The following is an 18,908-nucleotide window of genomic DNA, read 5'->3' on the forward strand; positions in this document are numbered from 1 at the left end:
GAATTGGTTGGGTTGCCCAACCCAATTTAGTTGAAAAAACTCCTTACTATTCAAAAGTTTTCGCAGGGATTAGTGACTATATATTGAATGCTGGCTATACCTTAATAAATATATATAAAGAGGAACTTCAAAATGAAACTCAACTTCTTAAGTTTGTACATGAATGGGGTATAGAAGGGCTAATTCTGTGTGGTAACATTGATGACAACACTTTGGAGTACATTATGCAATATATGCCTGTCGTCGGTGTTGATATTCACTATCCAGATAAAAATATTTCCGTCATCGATTTTGATCGGGAAGAAGCTGGAAAAATGGCTGTAGAGCATTTAATTCAACAAGGACATAAAAAAATAGGTTTCCTTGGCGGCGGTATTGGTGAGGAATACGAAAATTTAGAAGGAGAAAAACGATTTATAGGCTATCAAAAAGCGCTGAGTGAAGCTGGACTTATTATCCATCCTGAATGGATCTACAATACAAAGTGGTTTATGGAAATTAGTTATGAAAGCATGTCAAGGATGTTAAAGGATTGTGCTCATAATCTGCCAACAGCTATGTTTTGTGCAAGTGACATGATGGCACTCGCTGCAATGAGGGCAGTAGTTGAAAATAAATTGAGAATTCCGGAAGATATTGCATTTGTAGGTTTAGATAATATTGAGATGTCCAAATACTCATCACCACCACTTACAACAATCGACATCCCAAAATATGAAATAGGTGAGCTGGCAGCTAAAACGATAATTGATCGGGTTGAAGAGAAAACAAAGCTGTCTGTTAAGATTCTTGTTCCTTTCCAATTGGTTATGCGTGAATCATCAAAGATTTAATGAACATGGGCTCCCCCTCTTGTACCTTTTTGGAAAAATAAAGAAAATTTCGGTATGTTTTTTTTGAAATATTGGAAAACGTTTGGATGGTTTTCCGGAAAACAGATGGGGTAAATTTAAGGAGGTGGTCCACCAGTTGTTGCTAGTCCGATTTCGACAGTTTACTAGTTTAGATTTGGAGTGATAAAAATGGATACAGTTAGAATAGGTATCATTGGAGCAGGACTACGGAGTGGAATTGCAAAGTATTGGCATAGCCCCGGCGGGAAATCGGTTGTTGTAGGAGCGGCAGATGTTTCTATGACAAGGCTTAAGGAATTTCAAGAAAAAATTAATGAACATGCATATATAACAACAGATTATCGAGAATTGTTAGAACGTAAAGACATTGATGCAGTTGCTATTTTATCTCCTGATTATTTGCATGAAGAACATGCCATTGCAGCTCTGCAAGCCGGTAAACATGTCTATTGTGAAAAGCCCTTAGCGATTACAGTAGAGGGATGTGACCGGATTATTGAGGAATCGAAAAAGTCCGGAAAGCATTTGATGGTTGGATTTAATATGCGTTATATGAGTATGTACCAAACAATGAAAGAGATTATTGATTCAGGGGTGATTGGTGATCTCAAAGCTGTTTGGGTAAGGCACTTTGTCGGATTTGGCGGATACTTTTATTATCATGACTGGCATGGAACAGCTAAAAATACGACTTCGCTTTTATTGCAAAAAGGTTCTCATGATCTCGATGTGATCCATTGGATTACGGGAAAATATACGAAAAAGGTATCGGCTTTTGGAGGACTAGATTTTTATGGCGGAGATAAACCAAATACGTTAACATGTCCAACATGTGATGAAAAGGATACTTGTACCGAAGCGAGTCTGAAAATTCTGACTCAATGTGCTTTCCGGGAAGAAATTGATGTCGAAGACAACAATATGTTGATCATGGAGCTTGAAGGCGGAATTAAAGCATCCTACTTGCAATGTCATTTTACGCCTGATTATTCTAGAAACTATACCTTTATTGGGACAAAAGGAAGAGTAGAGAACGACGATGTAAATGACAAAATATATGTTAAAACCAGAAAATCAAACTCCTGGAATGAATTAAGTGATATAACATATGACATGAAAAAAGAACAAGGCAGTCACGGCGGTGCAGATCCGAAAATATGCAACGACTTTGTCGAGCTAGTCTTAAACAATAAGCATCCTTTAACAACACCATATGCAGGAAGAATGAGTGTCGCGGTAGGATGTGCAGCAACTGAGTCCATTCGCTCGGGCGGAAAGGTAATTGAGGTCAGTCAAGGTCCAGCTGTTAAATCTGTGTAATTAACTTGCGCTAAGAGAAGGGGGAGAAACCTTGGAAAAAATTGTTCAAAACAAAACTAGTATTCAGCATACTAGCTTATCAGAAATAAAAACAGAAGCTTCCTTGTCAAAGTGGACAATTTTGAAGAAGTCATTTCGTAAAAATTGGGATCTGTATTTATTAATTTCTCCTGTAATCGCTTACTTTATTATCTTTCATTATCTTCCATTGTATGGGATCCAAATTGCTTTTAAAGATTTTATTGCTACGAAAGGCATATGGGATAGTCCATGGGTAGGAATGAAACACTTCGAACGATTTTTTGATAGCTACTATTTTTGGAGGCTTATAAAGAATACCTTGGGAATTGGTATTTATACGCTGGCTATATCGTTCCCAATTCCGATTATTATCGCACTAATGCTCAATGAAGTAAGAAATTCAAAGTTTAAAAAATTCGTTCAAACAGTGATTTATGCACCACACTTTTTATCCACTGTTGTAGTGGTGGGAATGTTGATGCTGTTTTTAAAATCAGATGGTCTAATTAATCAGGTGATCACCTTAGTTGGGGGTACTCCCATTGATTTTATGACTGAAGCAGGCTGGTTTAAAACTCTTTATGTATTCTCAGATGTTTGGCAAACGATGGGGTGGAGCTCGATTATCTACCTTGCTGCCCTTACAGCTGTTGATCATTCACAGCACGAAGCGGCAATGATTGATGGTGCGTCAAGAATCCAAAGAATTTGGTATATTAACATTCCTGCGATTATGCCAACGATTGTTATCCTTTTCATCTTAAATGCAGGCTCTGTAATGTCTGTCGGATTTGAAAAGGTATTCTTAATGCAAAACAGTTTGAACATGTCGACATCAGATGTGATTTCAACGTTTGTTTATAGGAGCGGTATTTTGGAGGCACAGTATAGCTTCTCCGCTGCTGTTGGGTTATTCAATTCAATAATTAACTTCATTATGCTTGTGATGGTTAACTATTTTGCTAAGAAAATCAATAATACAAGTTTATGGTAGGTGGTGAACCAGATTGCAGAATTCTACTTCGGACAAAGTGTTCAGTTTTTTCAATTATTTCTTTTTGGCTATAATCGCATTGCTTATTTTATATCCTTTATATTTTGTTGTAAGCGCTTCTTTTAGTAATCCAGCCTATATCTTGACAGGGGAAATGTGGCTCTGGCCAAAAGGATTTAATTTAGATGCTTATAAAAAGGTGTTCGCGAATGAAGATATCGTGAATGGATTTATCAATACACTTAAATATACTACTTTCGGAACACTTATAAACGTAATCATGACAATTATGGCTGCATACCCGTTATCGAGAAAAGACTTTTACGGACGAAATGTGATTATGGCGATTTTTGTATTCACGATGTTTTTTGGCGGAGGATTAATTCCTACGTATTTACTTATTCGAGACCTTGGAATGATCGATACGTTCTGGGTTATGGTTATACCAAATGCAGTTGCGGTCTGGAACATTATCATTATGCGGACGTTTTTTCAAACGACGATCCCTCTTGAGCTGCAGGAGTCAGCACAGATTGACGGATGCGGGAATATCCGAATTTTGATAAATATTGTTTTACCCCTTTCGATGCCTGTTATTGCTGTTATGGTTTTGTTTTACGCTGTGGGACATTGGAATTCCTATTTTCATGCTTTAATTTATTTGTCAGATAAAGAGAATTTTCCACTTCAATTAGTGTTAAGAGAAATACTGATCAAAGGTGAAATGGATGAAATGATTAAAGCAAACTCAGAAAGCTTTTTTAAACAGCAGCTGAGTGTAGAAGGCTTGAAATATGCCGTCTTGATTGTATCAAACTTGCCAATGATGATCCTGTATCCGTTCTTGCAAAGATACTTTGTAAAAGGATTCATGGTTGGCTCAATTAAAGGATAAATAGGGGGATGTCAAATGAAGGGTAAAAAGTATTTAACAAGTGTTATTACAGGTGCTTTAGCAGTATCCATTTTGCTAAGCGGGTGTAAAGACAAAGAGGCAGCTACTGAGGCTAGCAAAGAAAACAAAGATAATCTCAATAAGACGAACATGCCGATTGTAAAAGAGAAAATTGAACTAGATGCATTTGCTGCAAGGTTTTTAACTCCAGAGAATTGGGAAGAACTTATGCTTTGGAAAGAATATGAAAAAATGACGAATATTCATGTTAATTGGGAAACGGTTTCTACTGAAGCAGTGGCAGAAAAGCGTAATCTTATGTTAGCAAGTGGAGACTATCCTGATTTATTGTTTGCATCAGCTGTACCAAAATCTGACCTTCTTAAGTATGGTCAGCAAGGGGCTTTTCTTCCCCTTAATGACCTAATTGACAAATATGCTCCAAACCTTAAGAAGATTATGGATGAATATCCTATTGTTAAACAAGGGATAACCATGGCTGATGGGAATATTTATGGATTCCCTGCATTCTTTGATCCAAATTTTAAAGGACTGCACATCGGAACTCCATGGATACAGAAGGACTGGTTAAACAAATTAGGACTAGAAGAACCTAAAACTTGGGATGAGCTATACGAAGTATTGAAGAAGTTCAAGGAAGATGATCCAAACGGAAACGGTCAGGCAGATGAGATCCCATTAGGGGCATCGTACAGTATCGATCAAATCATTAGTTTCCTTAAAGGATCAGTTGGTTTAAACAATCACGGAACATCGAATGGGAATATCGACTTAGATCCAAAAGGAGATAAATTAAGATTCCAGCCAACATCCAAAGAATACAAACAGCTGCTAACCTATGTAAATAAGTTATACACTGAGGGTTTAATTGATAAAAATGTCTTTACCCCTGATTCTTCAAAATTTAATGCAGTTGCTGCAAAAGGTGTTTATGGAGTGCTGCCTGAAATCGATCCTAAAACTTTATTGAACTTAGATGGATATGTCGGTATGCCTGTAATTGAGGGTCCAAATGGCGATCGATTAAATACGGCAATCGGATCCCCATTGGGTAGTGCAGGGATGTTCGTTATAACTGATAAAAATAAGAATCCAGAAGCTTCCGTTCGATGGATCGACCATTTCTACAGCGAGGAAGGCATAAAAATGTTCTTTATGGGATTTGAAGGTGTTACTTATACTGAAAAGAATGGTGAATTCGAATATACCGATGAAATCACCAAAAACCCTGATGGACTGAATCTCGACCAAGCTATAAGCAAATATTTAACATGGCCTGGTGGATATTATCCTGGAGTTGTTAAGGAAAAATATTTCCAAGGTGCAGAAGGATCTGCAGCAAGTTTAGAGAATGCTGAGAAGGCAGAACCACTTACCCTTAAACAGGATGAAATCTGGCCGAACTTTAATTTCACTGTCGATGAGTCAAGTGAGCTGTCTGCACTTTCTACAGACATTAACACATTTGTTACAGAAATGACTGCAAATTTTATTACAGGCAAGAAGTCATTCGATGAATGGGACAACTATGTTAAAACATTGGAAAAAATGGGTCTTGAACGCTTTATGGAAATAAATGAAGCAGCTTATAAGAGATACAAAGATAAATAATCCATTAGACTCATATGGATGGCGCACTGCTATCCATATGAGTTTTTGTGTATAAATATGGAAAGGGGAGAATCGTGTGGAATCAAATAGTCTAATTGGAAAGTTTTATCGGTTTTCTGAAATCGTCTTGAAATTAGTCCTCATTCAGGGCCTGTGGGTGGCATTTACACTGTGCGGAGTTATCATTTTAGGAATTGTGCCAGCTACTATTGGGATGTTAACCGTTGTTCGGAAGTGGATGATGGGAGAAGAAAATAATCGAACATTAATTAAAGTTTTTTGGAATGCTTTCCGTAAAGATTTTTGGAGGGCGAATGCCATGGGCCTTGTTTTATTTTTACTAAGTTTCTTACTTTATATGAATTTTTCTATTATGCGACTTACAGAAGGTTTTGTCTATCTATTTCTATTAATAGGTTTACTCACGATTAGTATTCTGTTCTTCATATTGCTTATTTATATCTTTCCAGTTTATGTTCACTTTGATTTGAAATTTTTTCAATACTTTACAATGTCCTTGATTCTAGGAATATCCTCGCCAATCTATACACTATTAGCTATGTTTGGATGTTTTGGCTTATATCGTCTATTTTTATGGGTCCCAGGTTTGATTCCTTTCTTTAGTGTCGGTTTGTTTGCTCTGTTTATTATGTGGGTCTCTCTTAAGGTATTTAAAAAAGCGGAACAAAAACCAGAGGGGGCGGCAAACAAATATAAAGCCGGTCGTGTAAAAAAAATCCACTATGAAACACTTTAAGGATTAAGCAGCATCTCAACAGTGAATACAAATATTGAACAAAAAGGATGATCCTTTAGTTAAAGAAGTAGATACAACATATGAAGGAATATATGTTTATTGATTAGAAGAAATGTTCATCTTGGAGGAGATATTTATGGCCATTTTTACAACTGAAAACGATCAATTCATAATCGATGGAAAGCCGACTCAGCTTATTTCAGGTGCGATTCATTATTTTCGAGTTGTTCCAGAGTATTGGAAAGATAGACTTGTTAAACTTAAATCTTGCGGATTTAATGCAGTTGAAACGTACGTAGCCTGGAATATCCATGAACCGAAGCAAGGTCTGTTTAATTTCGAGGGAGGGGCAGATCTCCTCCGATTTATCAAGACAGCTGAAGAAGCTGGGTTATACGTAATCGTACGCCCGAGCCCATATATTTGTGCTGAATGGGAATTTGGAGGTTTGCCTTCATGGTTATTAGCAGACCCCAATATTCGCTTGCGCTGTTTTCATCAGCCGTTTCTGGAAAAAGTAGATGCTTATTACGATGTCTTAATGCCGAAGTTAAAACCTTTGTTATGTACGAACGGCGGGCCAATCATTGCTATGCAAATTGAAAATGAGTATGGAAGCTATGGAAATGATCTCAAGTATATGGACTACTTGAGAGACGGAATGGTGAATAGAGGTATCGATGTACTTTTATTCACGTCAGATGGTCCTATTGACTTCATGTTCCAAGGAGGAATGGTGCCAGGAGTTTTGGAAACTGTGAATTTCGGATCAAGGCCCGAAGAGGCATTTGCGAAATTGCATGAATACCAGGCAAATGCTCCGAAAATGTGCATGGAGTATTGGAACGGCTGGTTTGATCATTGGGGAGGAGAACACCATACGAGGGACGCAGATGATGTTGCAGATGTATTAGATCGAATGCTGGCAGCGAATGCATCTGTTAATTTCTATATGTTCCACGGCGGTTCGAATTTCGGCTTTTACAACGGTGCTAATTATGTAGATAAGTACCAGCCTACAGTAACAAGCTATGATTACGATTCTTTACTTAATGAATGTGGCGAGCCGACTGATAAATTTTTTAAAGTCCGTGAAGTGATTTCAAAATATGTAAAATTAGATCCACTTCAATTGCCTGAACCTGTAAGAAAGAAAAACTATGGTGAAGTTCAGTTAACGGAGCAAGTTTCACTATTTAATGCTCTTAATCAACTTTCCACACCAATAGAAAGAACATGCCCTGAAACGATGGAATCTGTTGGTCAGGACTACGGATTCATACTTTATACGACACATATATCAGGTCCAAGACCAGAAACAAAGCTTATTATTCAGGATGTTCATGATCGTGCCTTAATCTTTTTAGATGGTGTCTACAAAGGGGTCATTGAGCGCGGGAATAAGGACGATCAAATTTTTCTTACTATTCCTGCTGAAGGAGCAACATTAAGTATTTTAGTAGAAAATATGGGACGGATAAACTATGGTCCAAGATTGAAAGATTACAAGGGAATCACGGAAGGTGTTTGCTTAGGTGGACAATTTTTGTACCACTGGACGATACATTCACTTCCTTTAAATGACCTTTCAAAGCTTCGATTTGAAACGAAAAAGGGAAATGACGATAGCTTACCAGCTTTTTATAAGGGCATTTTCCATATTGATGAGCAAGCAGATACTTTCTTAAATCTCGAAGGATGGAAAAAGGGAATTGCCTATATTAACGGATTTAATCTTGGCAGGTATTGGGAGATTGGTCCGCAGAAAACTTTGTATATTCCTGCGCCCCTTTTAAAAGAAGGAGAAAATGAAATTATTTTGTTCGAATTACATGGAAATGAAGGAAGATGTGTTACTTTATCAGATTGTTCAATACTTGGGTAAGCAAGGCTTGGCTGTTATGTTTGAACTTGTATCCACTCTAAACAGGTAGGGCAACACTTTTGCCCTTTGATCGTGTTGCAGAATATGTGAATCAGTGATAAGCAGAGATAGGATCCTATGCTCTGCTTATTTTTTTTACAATAGGAAAAAGAACGACTTTTTTGTAAATTTATGTATGAATATTTCACTATGTTTATTTACATGACTTTAATCAAGTCTAAATGGTAACTACATATGTGCTAAACAATTTCCCCGTAAAATTTTATTTGTAGTATAACACAAATAAAAGGGAGATGGAGAACAATGAAAAAATCGTTTGTGATTGGAGCAGGCCTGGCTTTTAGTTTATTATTTAGTCCTTTTCAACAGGCCTTTGCAGCAGAAACAACTGGGGAGTTACGAAAAGTGGATAATGTTGCTCACCGTGGTGCAGCAGGTTATGCACCGGAAAATACGGTTGCCGCTTTTGATAAAGGCGTTGATATGAAAGTTGATTATATTGAAATTGATGTCCAAAGAAGCAAGGATGGGGAATTAGTCATCATTCATGATACAACGGTTGACAGAACAACTGATGGGACAGGAAGTGTGAAGGATTTAACCTTTGAACAAATCAGAAGCCTTGATGCTGGCAGCTGGAAGGGTGAAGAATTCAAAGGAGAAAAAATCCCTACCTTCGATGAAATTCTTGACCGTTACCATGGAAAAGTTGGTATTTTAATAGAATTAAAGGCACCTGAGCTTTATCCTGGAATTGAAGAACAGGTTGCACAGAAATTAAAAGAGCGGAACCTCGATAAACAGCAAAATGAAAAGATTATTATTCAATCGTTTAATTTTGAATCTATGAAAATAACAAACAGCTTGCTTCCAAAGGTGCCGATTGGTGTCCTTACATCCAATAGAGCCCACACAACAGAACAAGCTTTGAAAGAATTTGCGACTTATGCTGATTACTTTAACCCAAGCTACGGAATCGTATCAAAAGAATTGGTTAATCAAGTGCACTCGCTTGGAATGAAAATTCAATCCTGGACGGTTCGCAGCCAAGAAGCAGCTGATTTCCTTTTAGATATGAACGTAGACGGAATTATTACGGATTATCCTGATTATGTAGATCCAAGAAAATAGGACAAACTATCACCAAAAGAGGGAAAGCTTTCATCCCTCTTTTTTCTAGTATTCCAGACGTCTGTATACCCCTGGAGCAACGCCATATCTCTTATGAAATACTCTATGAAAATAGGGATAGCTGCCGAAGCCGCAATCCTCGGCAATTTGCTCTAGTGTCAAGGATGTGTATTTCATTCGTTCAATTGCAGCGGATAAACGGATTTCAAGGGCATATTCAATCATCGTTTTTCCAACGCTGCTTTTGAATAGATGAACGGACCGGGAGATGCTAAGACCAGCATGCCTCGCCACATCCTCGACTTTAAATGCGGTTGTGGCATGTTCTTCTATGTATCGCATCATCCTTGTCACAGTATAGGGACCGTTGAAAGAAGGCACTGTTTCATTAATGGCCCGTTCTAAAGTTAAGCAGAGAGCTCGCAGCAAATAGCTTGTGAGCTCTTCGTTTTGGCTGGAGGTTGGACGGCGTTTTTCAATCATGATATGCCGCCATAGAACCAGCAGCTTATCATCCAAATCGATTCTGGAGACATCAGGCTTTTCGGAACGGTTCCACCATTCGTCCACCCATGCACCTTCGCATACTAAGTGATAGTCGCCGCTGTTTTGGCCTGCATTTACCAGTAGTTCATAGTGATCCCCTGGTTTTATGAGCAGAAGGTCTCCTTTCTCGAGCTCCATTTTTCTACCCTTCACTACTACTTCACAAATGCCTTCTGTTTGCAGGCGGAATAGATAAGAGGGGTATCCTGATTTATGCTGAGAGTGATATCCATTTGTGTGATACGAATAGCCGCAAAAAAATGTGTCCGTTGTCATAAACATTCCTCTTTTTTTATAAAAAAGCAAAATAGTAGATGTTTTAATTATATCATCTATGTTTAATTGCAGATACAGCCATTATGATGTAATCAAATAAGGTATGTTCCAAGAAATGGGGGAGAAGGATGACAAGCATTCCAATTGCTGTCCAAATGTTCACGTTGCGGGAAGAGAGTGTACAAGATTTTGCTGGAACGTTAAAAAAAGTAGCTGAGCTTGGCTTTGATGGTGTTGAATTCGCGGGGTATGGCGGATTGACTGCGAAAGAGGTAAAAGTGTTATTAGATGAATTTGGGCTAAGGGCAGCAGCCAGCCACGTGCCGCTGGAAGACTTGGAAAAGAATCTATACCAAGTCATAGAAGACCAGAAATTATTAGATAGCCGTTACGTGGTTTGTCCGTATTTACAGCCAGAACGCCGCAGCATAGAGGATTACAAAGCACTTATTTCATTTTTAGACAAAGCTGGTGAAACTTGTCGTAAGGAAGGCATCATCCTTTGCTATCATAACCATGATTTTGAACTAGAGCGTTTTTCCACTGGCAGTACAATCCTTGAAACAATTTTTGATAAAACAAATGCGAACAATATAAAGGCAGAGCTGGATGTGTATTGGTTGACAAAAGCTGGCGAAAACCCGGTTGAGTGGATGAATCGTTACAAAAATCGAGCACCGCTCATTCATTTGAAAGACATGACGACAGATAATAAACAATTTTTTGCTGAGCTTGGGACAGGCGGAGTAGATATTGAAGCCGTGCTCCATAAAGGAAAGGAAAACGGTGTTGAGTGGTGGGTGGTTGAGCAGGATGTTTGCCGCCGTTCACCCTTTGAAAGCATTGAAATCAGCATTAATTACTTAAAATCAGTGAAGGTTAATTAAGTTATTGAGTTCAATATTTTACACCCTTTGTGTCAATGTAAGCCGTTTCATTAATTGTCTTATCCATTAAAATAAAAGATAACGTAAACTGAAAAGGAGTTGTTTATTTTGGTTAAAGTAACAGTTTGGAATGAAAACCGTCACGAACAAAAAAATCCTGTTGTAAGAGATATATACCCTAAAGGAATTCATGGTACGATTGCAGAATTTTTAAAGGCAGACGGCTTCGAAGCAGGGACTGCTACTCTAGACGAACCAGAGCATGGCTTAACGGATGAAGTTCTAGACAATACAGACGTATTAGTTTGGTGGGGGCATTTAGCACATGGAGAAGTAAAGGATGAAATTGTCCAAAAGATTCAGCAGCGAGTTCTTGATGGCATGGGTCTGATTGTTCTTCATTCTGGTCATTTCTCGAAAATCTTTAAAACTTTAATGGGAACAAGCTGTGATTTAAAATGGCGCGAAGCAGATGAAAAAGAACGCCTTTGGGTTGTGAGCCCAAGTCATCCTATTACAGAAGGTATTTCTGAGTATATTGAATTAGAAAAAGAAGAAATGTATGGGGAGCATTTTGATATCCCGCAGCCAGATGAGCTCATTTTCACCAGCTGGTTTGAAGGCGGAGAAGTTTTCCGCAGCGGCTGTACTTACAAGCGCGGAAGTGGAAGGGTATTTTACTTCCGACCAGGTCATGAAACCTATCCTACTTACCACAACAAAGACATTCAACGTGTCATTAGCAATGCAGTGAAATGGGCTCAACCTGTAAAGCGTGAGCGCCCTGTCTATGGAAACACGAAACCACTAGAAGTAATTGGAGGGAAATAAGAATGGAAAAATTAAGAGTCGGTGTAATAGGGTGCGGCAGTATTGCTCAGTATCGCCATTTACCAGAATATAAACTGAATAAAAATGTTGAGCTAGTTGCCGTTTGTGATATCAATGAGGAACGTGCCCAAGCCACAGCTGAAAAATATGGAGCTAAAGCTTATACGAGCTATGAAGAGTTATTATGCAATGGTTTGGTGGACGCCGTCAGCGTTTGTACACCAAACTATCTTCATGCACCAATTTCAATTGAAGCTTTAAACGCTGGTGTTCATGTTCTCTGTGAAAAACCAATGGCAACATCAAAACAAGAAGCAGAAGAGATGATTGCAGCAGCTAAAGCAAATGGTAAGAAGTTAATGATTGCTCATAATCAGCGATTTGTACCATCACACCAAAGAGCACGTCAGTTAATCCAAAGCGGAGAAGTCGGCAAGATTTACAGCTTCCGTACCGCATTCGGACATGGAGGACCAGAAGGCTGGAGTGTTGATGGTAAAGACAGCTGGTTCTTTGAGAAAGAAAAGGCATTTGTTGGTGCAATGGGCGATTTAGGTGTACACAAGACCGATTTACTGCGCTATGTGTTAGGTGAAGAAATTACTGAAGTAGGATCCTTTGTTGAAACAAGTGCAAAGAATTTCGCTGATGTTGATGATAATGCGGTTTGTGTTTTAAAAACCGAAAGTGGAATCATCGGAACTCTTGCCGCTAGCTGGTCTTATGTGAGCAAGGAAGATAACTCAACCATAATCTATGGGGAAAAAGCGATCCTTCGATTAGAGGAAGACCCTGTAAATTCTCTTGTTGTTCAATATGCGAATGGAGAAGTTGTGAATTATCAGCTTGGCAAAATTCAGTCAAATGATGCAGGGGGTCAGAATACTACACATGTAATTAATAAATTTGTAGATTCTGTTATTAATAATGAAGAAGTGCCAGTCACAGGTGAGGAAGGCATGAGGTCATTAGAGGTAATTTTAGCGGCACTAGAGTCCAATGAAACAAAACAAATTGTAAGAGTGAGAGAACGATGAAAAAACTTCGTATAGGAATCATCGGGGTTGGCGGTATTGCCTTGGGCCGACATATTCCTTCATTTCTCCAATTGAATGATATTTGTGAAATTACAGCTTTAAGTGATGTCAATTTCGAACGTGCTCAGGAAACCGCTGAAAAATATAACATCTCTCATGTTTTCGCGGATTATCATGAGCTTTTTTCAGAGGTTGATGCCGTATGTATTTGCACGCCAAATAAATTCCACGCAGAAATTACGATTGCTGCCTTCGAAGCGGGAGTACATGTATTGTGTGAGAAGCCGATGGCGTTACGTACGGAGGAATGCGAAGCGATGGTCACGGCTTCTAATAAAGCAGATAAAGTTCTCGCCATTGCGTATCATTACCGTTTTATGAAAGAAGCACAAGCCGCCAAGAAAGCCATGCAAGACGTGGGTGCACCGCTTGTGATAAGGGTTCAGGCATTGAGACGCCGTAAAGTACCAGGATGGGGAGTTTTTACCAACAAAGATCTGCAGGGCGGCGGCAGCTTGATTGATTATGGATGTCATCTGCTAGACTTAGCTCTTTGGCTGATGGGAAATCCAAAACATCTCACGGTGACAGGCACCGCCTATAACACATTAAGTAAGATGACTGATCAAGTGAACCAATGGGGTTCGTTTAATCATGAAAACTTTAATGTCGATGATCATGTGACTGCATATATTCAATTTGAAAGTGGTGCTTCCATGTTGTTTGAAACATCATGGGCCGCCAATATTAAGGATGACGCCGAGCATCTCAGCATCTCCGGAGTGGATGGCGGATTAAGTGTCTTCCCATTTGAACTTTATACGACCAAGAATGGAATGCTCCTAAATAGTGAAGCTGCCTGGATTCCTGGTGAAGAAGATCCAGGTCTGCCACAGGCGAAGAACTTTATTGAAACATGCCTTGGATTGGATGAGCTAGTGGTAAAACCAGAAGAGGCACTTCAGGTTTCTCAGATTATTGATCAGATTTATGAGAGTGAGGGAAATAAATTATGAAACTAGGGGTTTTTACGGTACTTTTTGCAGATAAATCTTTTGAAGAAATGCTGGACACTGTTAAGGAGGCTGGTCTTCATGCTGTTGAGATTGGGACAGGATGTTACCCAGGGAACAGCCATTGTGATTTAGAACGATTATTAGAGAGTGGGGAAGCTCGCAATCTTTACGTAAAACAAGTGGAGGAAAGAGGGTTAACAATAAGCGCATTTAGCTGTCATGGAAATCCCATATCACCTGAAGAAGGATTTGCAAAAACTTCTCATGAGACACTATTAAAAACCATTAAACTGGCATCACTTTTAGGCGTCCCAGTTGTGAACTGTTTTTCAGGTACAGCTGGGGACCATGAAGGAGCGAAATATCCAAATTGGCCAGTAACACCATGGCCGAATGAATTTGGGGATGTTCTAAAATGGCAATGGGAAGAAAAATTAATCCCTTACTGGAAAGAAGTCGGTCAGTATGCGAAGGAACACAATGTGAAGATTGGGCTGGAGCTTCATGGAGGCTTTTTAGTACACACGCCTTACACACTACTAAAACTTCGTGAAGAAACATGCGATGCCATTGGTGCCAACTTAGACCCAAGCCATTTATGGTGGCAGGGAATTGACCCAGTAGCTGCAATCAAAATTTTAGCAAAGGAAAAGGCAATTCATCATTTCCATGCGAAAGACACATACATTGACCAAGACAATGTGAATATGTACGGATTAACGGATATGCAGCCATACGGGGAAGTAAGAACACGGGCATGGACATTTCGTTCTGTTGGCTGCGGGCATAGTTTAAAAGATTGGTCAGACATGATGAGTGCGCTTCGTACGTATGGCTATGATTATGTCGTCAGCATCGAGCATGAAGACCCAATTATGTCAATTGATGAAGGGTTTAAACGTGCGGTGGCCAATTTGAAATCTGTTTTAATTGAAGACCCTGTTTCTCAAATGTGGTGGGTGTAAAATGGACAAAAAAACTTAAGGGACCTGTCATCCCTTAAGTTTTTTTACTACTTTATTCTTTCTAATTTATTACTGCTTTAGTAAACCTCTCCCAAGGCTTCGTAAGCCAGCGTTTTAAAGCAAAGCAACCGCGCAGCCACTCATCTATTCCTTGAGCAAACCATATCCCTAAAAGTCCTAAGCCGTAATGAACACCAAAAAAATAACTAAGGGGTACCGCAATTCCCCACATAGAAATAATTCCAATAATAACGGGAAAACGAACATCTCCAGCAGATTTTAACGAGTTCATTAAGACAATATTCATTGCTCTTCCGGGTTCGACAAAGACAATGGCCCATAAAACAGGAAGCCCAACCATAATTATTTCTGGATCTTTCGTAAATAAATCCAGGATAGTGTCTCCGCCTATGGCGATGACTAATGATGCCAGCGTTGAAGCAAGCATAGCTATCTTTAACGTCCGAATTCCACGTTTTAAGGCACGATCAAATTGTCTACCACCAATGTACCTTGCTACTAACAACTGGGTTCCTTGAGCAATCGCGACTGTGAACAAAAAGCATAGCATGCTAATATTTAAAATATATACTCGTCCTGCTAATGAGGCAGTCCCCATTGTAACAACAAAGCTAGTAATGACCACCTGAGATAATTGGTAGGAAAGATTTTCACCAGCTGACGGAATCCCTATCTCGAGCAATCCTCGGATATCTTCTTTTCTTGCGTTGAATATGTCCTTGATTACTATTTTCAAAGAAAGTCTGCTATATAACAAATATAATAGAGCGCAAACAGCATAGGCTCGCGCTGCAAAGATTGCCCAGGATACACCAGTCACACCAGTAACCGGCAGACCAAAGATTCCGGTAGTTGCAATGATATTTCCGCCAATACTTATTAAATTCATATAAACTGTTACCATCATCGATTCCTTGGTATATCCATGACTGCGAAGAATTGCACTTAAAGCCAGAGATAAGGATTCGAAAAAGAGTGAAAGTGCACATATTCGGACAAAAGTAAGTCCGTAGTCAAAAACGGCTCCATGAATATCATAGAATCGCAGCAGCGGTTCTCCTAAACTAAAAACAATAATGGCAATCGATATTCCAAACCAGAAATTCAATCCAAATACGGAATACGATAATTGTCTTGCACGCTGCAGTCTTCCTGCACCAAGGTTTTGACTGATTAAAACAGTTGCACCAATGGAAGTGACATTAAATACCAAAATGAAGATATTTAACAGTTGATTGGCTACACCAACACCAGCTACTGCTTGATCGGAGTAATGACTTAACATCAACGTAGCTACAATCCCCATTCCCATATGAAGCGCCAGCTCAATAAAGAGCGGCCAGGTAATACTGAATAAAGTCTGTTCTTGATATTTGTTATTCTGGTCCTCCACGATATTCTCCTAATCCTAAGTAGTATTTAAAAATTATGATTAATTTTACTCCTATATGAATGATTTAGAAATAGGATAATGGAAAAATAATAAGATTGTTATATGGATTTGAATTTGCTATTTTAAAACTATAACAATACTAAAATGGGGGACAAATATGTTAATAAAAAGAAATTTATCTAGGTTTTTGTTAATCCTTATTGTTGGGATATTTGTCCTTTTTCAGATAATAGATATTTTACTTCCAGCCCTCTTTCATTCTATTAATATAATGAGTTATATCACCCTGTTTGTTTCTTTTGCTGCCGTCGGTTTCTTGATTTACATATTTAAAGAATTTGATAAGAAAGCCGAAGAAATTACTAGAAATCAGCAGAAAATGAAAAATATTTTTGATACTCTTGATGTTGCCATATGGTCACATGATTTAAAGACTGACACTTTATTAATTACTCCTGGAATTGAAAAATTATATGGCTACAAGCTAGAGAATTTCTATGAAGATACGAACCTTTGGAAAGAAGTTATTTATCCAGAAGATCTGTATGTTTTAGAGGATAGGGCAAAGAAACTCGCAATTGGTGAAACAGTCACTAGCCAATATCGAATTATTCGACCAGATGGTGAAGTTCGCTGGATTCAGGATAGAGGGATTCCGACCTATGACCAAAAAGGAGATTTTGTTGATTTTAATAGTGTGTTGTTCGATATTACAGACCGGAAAGAAAGTGAAGGACTCTATCAGAGTTTAGTAGAAATGTCACCTGATATAATTGCTGTAGTTTATGATGGGAAAATTGAATATATTAATGAAGCAGGCTATAAATTAATTGGAGCCGAAAGTCTGGAGCAAGTGATTGGGCAATCAGCTAAGAATTTTGTCCCTTCTCAAATTACGAATTTAATTAAAAATAAAGTTTTCTCTTCAGATAAAATGGAAAACGAGAGATATAGGTTTGAATTCCAGGTTAAGCGAATAGATGGTGAAAGTATTGATGTGGAGATGGCAGCCAGGTCCATTCTTTACGAAGGTCGATTTGCAGTTCAAGTAGTGGGCAGAGATATTACCCAACGAAAGAAATCGGAACAAACGATAAAATTCATGGCTTATTATGATGCATTAACGGGTTTGCCAAATCGAAATCAGTTTAGAAACCATCTTAATAAAGTTTTACACCAACAACTGAATAAAATGCACGCGGTGATGTTCTTAGATTTAGATCGCTTTAAAATCATTAATGATACAAAGGGTCATTCCGTAGGCGATATTATTCTCCGAAAGGTTGCAGGTCGCTTAGAGAAAGCAGTTCAAAATGAAGGACTAGTATCCCGTCAGGGCGGCGATGAATTTATTATCATCCTTGAAGATGTTGACAAAGAAAATGCTTCACAAGTAGCTAAACGAATTCTTTATGAATTTTCAAACCCATTTGAAGTGAATAATGAAGAGTTTTATGTAACACCAAGTATCGGTATTAGTATTTATCCAACAGATGGAAGCGATGAAGAAACACTTATTAAAAATGCTGATACCGCCATGTACCAAGCAAAAGATTGTGGGAAAAATAATTATCAATTTTACTCAATAATCTCGGGTGGTATCTCGACTTGGAAAATGAAGTTAGAGAATTGGTTAAGAAGAGCAATGGAGCATAATCAAATGACTCTTCACTATCAACCTCAGCTTGATTTAGGTACTGGTAAAATTGTTGGGGTCGAAGCATTAATCCGTTGGAACCATCCAGAATATGGATATATTGCACCCTCTGAATTTATTCCATTAGCTGAAGAAACGGGACTCATTATTCCGCTGGGCAAATGGATTTTACGAGAGGCATGTGAACGGAGGAAAGCATGGAAGGATGCTGGATTCAGTGATTTTCCTATAGCTGTAAATATTTCTGTGCGTCAATTTCAGGATGAGCATATCATTCAATTCATTTCGGGCATGCTTGAGGAAGTTGGATTAGAGGCAAATTATCTGGAACTCGAAATTAATGAAAGTCTAATGCAAAATCTAGAGAACTCTACCATCATTTTGAATCAATTAAAGAGTCTAGGCGTTCTGTTAACGGTAGATGATTTTGGAACAGGCTACTCCTCATTAAGTTATTTAAAACACCTTCCAATTGATAAAATTAAGATTGATAAATCCTTTGTCGACGATATTATCTATCATTCTAATCAAGGAATGATGGTGAAAACAATTATTGATATGGGCATGAATTTAAAATTCACTGTCATTGCTGAAGGAATCGAAACGGAAGAACAAGTTAAGTTTCTGACACGGAATGCATGTCAAATCGGACAAGGCTATTACTATAGCAAACCATTAACTGCTGAGAAACTGGAAGAATTTTTAGTAAAAGGGAATAATCCTATGGTATAGGATATGGGTGGATTACTCAGCCTCTTTTTGCGAAAAAAGGACCTTCCATTGAAGGTCT

16 protein-coding genes are annotated in these 18,908 nt (G+C 38.4%); 14 read left to right on the forward strand and 2 right to left on the reverse strand.

From position 1 onward, the window contains the following. The 8 genes from TR08_RS07335 to TR08_RS07370 all read left to right on the forward strand — a co-directional run. Positions 1–833, forward strand: an 833-nt coding sequence (locus TR08_RS07335; protein WP_045517020.1) for a substrate-binding domain-containing protein, incomplete at its 5' end; no start/stop codon positions are given. 189 nt (positions 834–1,022) lie between these two features. Then, complete coding sequence (locus TR08_RS07340) at positions 1,023–2,174, forward strand: Gfo/Idh/MocA family protein (RefSeq protein WP_045517022.1); 1,152 nt, start codon at positions 1,023–1,025, stop codon at positions 2,172–2,174. Between the two features lie 85 nt (positions 2,175–2,259). Continuing rightward, positions 2,260–3,189, forward strand: coding sequence for an ABC transporter permease (locus tag TR08_RS07345; protein ID WP_238579104.1), 930 nt, complete (start codon positions 2,260–2,262; stop codon positions 3,187–3,189). Between the two features lie 13 nt (positions 3,190–3,202). Continuing rightward, complete coding sequence (locus TR08_RS07350; protein WP_045517023.1) at positions 3,203–4,084, forward strand: carbohydrate ABC transporter permease; 882 nt, start codon at positions 3,203–3,205, stop codon at positions 4,082–4,084. 15 nt (positions 4,085–4,099) lie between these two features. Further along, positions 4,100–5,716, forward strand: a complete 1,617-nt coding sequence (locus TR08_RS07355) for an extracellular solute-binding protein (protein WP_045517024.1) — start codon at positions 4,100–4,102, stop codon at positions 5,714–5,716. A gap of 76 nt (positions 5,717–5,792) precedes the next feature. Next, positions 5,793–6,473 (forward strand): YesL family protein, encoded by a 681-nt coding sequence (locus tag TR08_RS07360; protein WP_045517025.1) that lies wholly within the window; start codon positions 5,793–5,795, stop codon positions 6,471–6,473. A gap of 136 nt (positions 6,474–6,609) precedes the next feature. Next, positions 6,610–8,358 carry a glycoside hydrolase family 35 protein gene (locus TR08_RS07365; RefSeq protein WP_045517026.1) on the forward strand — a complete coding sequence of 583 codons (1,749 nt, stop codon included), beginning with the start codon at positions 6,610–6,612 and terminating at the stop codon, positions 8,356–8,358. Between the two features lie 303 nt (positions 8,359–8,661). Next, complete coding sequence (locus TR08_RS07370; RefSeq protein WP_045517027.1) at positions 8,662–9,489, forward strand: glycerophosphodiester phosphodiesterase; 828 nt, start codon at positions 8,662–8,664, stop codon at positions 9,487–9,489. A 45-nt stretch (positions 9,490–9,534) separates the two neighbouring features. Here the strand turns inward: TR08_RS07370 and TR08_RS07375 are convergent, their stop codons facing one another. Then, the gene (locus TR08_RS07375) at positions 9,535–10,311 is read right to left on the reverse strand and encodes an AraC family transcriptional regulator (protein ID WP_045517028.1); all 777 of its coding nucleotides are present in this window, start codon (positions 10,309–10,311) and stop codon (positions 9,535–9,537) included. 128 nt (positions 10,312–10,439) lie between these two features. Between TR08_RS07375 and TR08_RS07380 the strand changes: the two genes are divergently transcribed. From TR08_RS07380 to TR08_RS07400, 5 genes are all read left to right on the forward strand, one after another. Beyond that, positions 10,440–11,198, forward strand: coding sequence for a sugar phosphate isomerase/epimerase family protein (locus TR08_RS07380; protein WP_045517029.1), 759 nt, complete (start codon positions 10,440–10,442; stop codon positions 11,196–11,198). A gap of 108 nt (positions 11,199–11,306) precedes the next feature. Continuing rightward, the gene (locus tag TR08_RS07385) at positions 11,307–12,029 is read left to right on the forward strand and encodes a ThuA domain-containing protein (RefSeq protein WP_045517030.1); all 723 of its coding nucleotides are present in this window, start codon (positions 11,307–11,309) and stop codon (positions 12,027–12,029) included. A 2-nt stretch (positions 12,030–12,031) separates the two neighbouring features. Further along, positions 12,032–13,066 (forward strand): Gfo/Idh/MocA family protein, encoded by a 1,035-nt coding sequence (locus TR08_RS07390; protein ID WP_045517031.1) that lies wholly within the window; start codon positions 12,032–12,034, stop codon positions 13,064–13,066. Next, positions 13,063–14,082: a Gfo/Idh/MocA family protein gene (locus TR08_RS07395; RefSeq protein WP_045517033.1), complete on the forward strand. Its 1,020-nt coding sequence runs from the start codon at positions 13,063–13,065 to the stop codon at positions 14,080–14,082. Before TR08_RS07390 ends, TR08_RS07395 begins: the two co-directional genes overlap by 4 nt. Continuing rightward, entirely contained in the window at positions 14,079–15,047 is a 969-nt protein-coding gene (locus TR08_RS07400; protein WP_045517034.1) for a sugar phosphate isomerase/epimerase family protein, read from the forward strand. Before TR08_RS07395 ends, TR08_RS07400 begins: the two co-directional genes overlap by 4 nt. 61 nt (positions 15,048–15,108) lie before the next feature. On the opposite strand, the gene TR08_RS07405 is transcribed toward TR08_RS07400, so the two are convergent. Further along, on the reverse strand, positions 15,109–16,461 hold the full coding sequence (locus tag TR08_RS07405; RefSeq protein WP_045517035.1) for an MATE family efflux transporter: 1,353 nt from the start codon (positions 16,459–16,461) through the stop codon (positions 15,109–15,111). 157 nt (positions 16,462–16,618) lie between these two features. Between TR08_RS07405 and TR08_RS07410 the strand changes: the two genes are divergently transcribed. Then, the gene (locus TR08_RS07410; RefSeq protein ID WP_045517037.1) at positions 16,619–18,850 is read left to right on the forward strand and encodes a sensor domain-containing protein; all 2,232 of its coding nucleotides are present in this window, start codon (positions 16,619–16,621) and stop codon (positions 18,848–18,850) included. Positions 18,851–18,908: the final 58 nt, after the last annotated feature.

The organism is Neobacillus niacini, assembly GCF_000759675.1.
GTDB lineage: Bacteria > Bacillota > Bacilli > Bacillales > Cytobacillaceae > Neobacillus > Neobacillus niacini_A.

Excerpts from the sequence above, each read along its gene's own strand:
- TR08_RS07340 (WP_045517022.1), top strand. The coding sequence starts at position 1,023 with ATGGATACAGTTAGAATAGGTATCATTGGAGCAGGACTACGGAGTGGA.
- TR08_RS07355 (WP_045517024.1), top strand. The coding sequence starts at position 4,100 with ATGAAGGGTAAAAAGTATTTAACAAGTGTTATTACAGGTGCTTTAGCA.
- TR08_RS07365 (WP_045517026.1), top strand. The coding sequence starts at position 6,610 with ATGGCCATTTTTACAACTGAAAACGATCAATTCATAATCGATGGAAAG.
- TR08_RS07370 (WP_045517027.1), top strand. The coding sequence starts at position 8,662 with ATGAAAAAATCGTTTGTGATTGGAGCAGGCCTGGCTTTTAGTTTATTA.
- TR08_RS07375 (WP_045517028.1), bottom strand. The coding sequence starts at position 10,311 with ATGACAACGGACACATTTTTTTGCGGCTATTCGTATCACACAAATGGA.
- TR08_RS07380 (WP_045517029.1), top strand. The coding sequence starts at position 10,440 with ATGACAAGCATTCCAATTGCTGTCCAAATGTTCACGTTGCGGGAAGAG.
- TR08_RS07390 (WP_045517031.1), top strand. The coding sequence starts at position 12,032 with ATGGAAAAATTAAGAGTCGGTGTAATAGGGTGCGGCAGTATTGCTCAG.
- TR08_RS07395 (WP_045517033.1), top strand. The coding sequence starts at position 13,063 with ATGAAAAAACTTCGTATAGGAATCATCGGGGTTGGCGGTATTGCCTTG.
- TR08_RS07400 (WP_045517034.1), top strand. The coding sequence starts at position 14,079 with ATGAAACTAGGGGTTTTTACGGTACTTTTTGCAGATAAATCTTTTGAA.
- TR08_RS07410 (WP_045517037.1), top strand. The coding sequence starts at position 16,619 with ATGTTAATAAAAAGAAATTTATCTAGGTTTTTGTTAATCCTTATTGTT.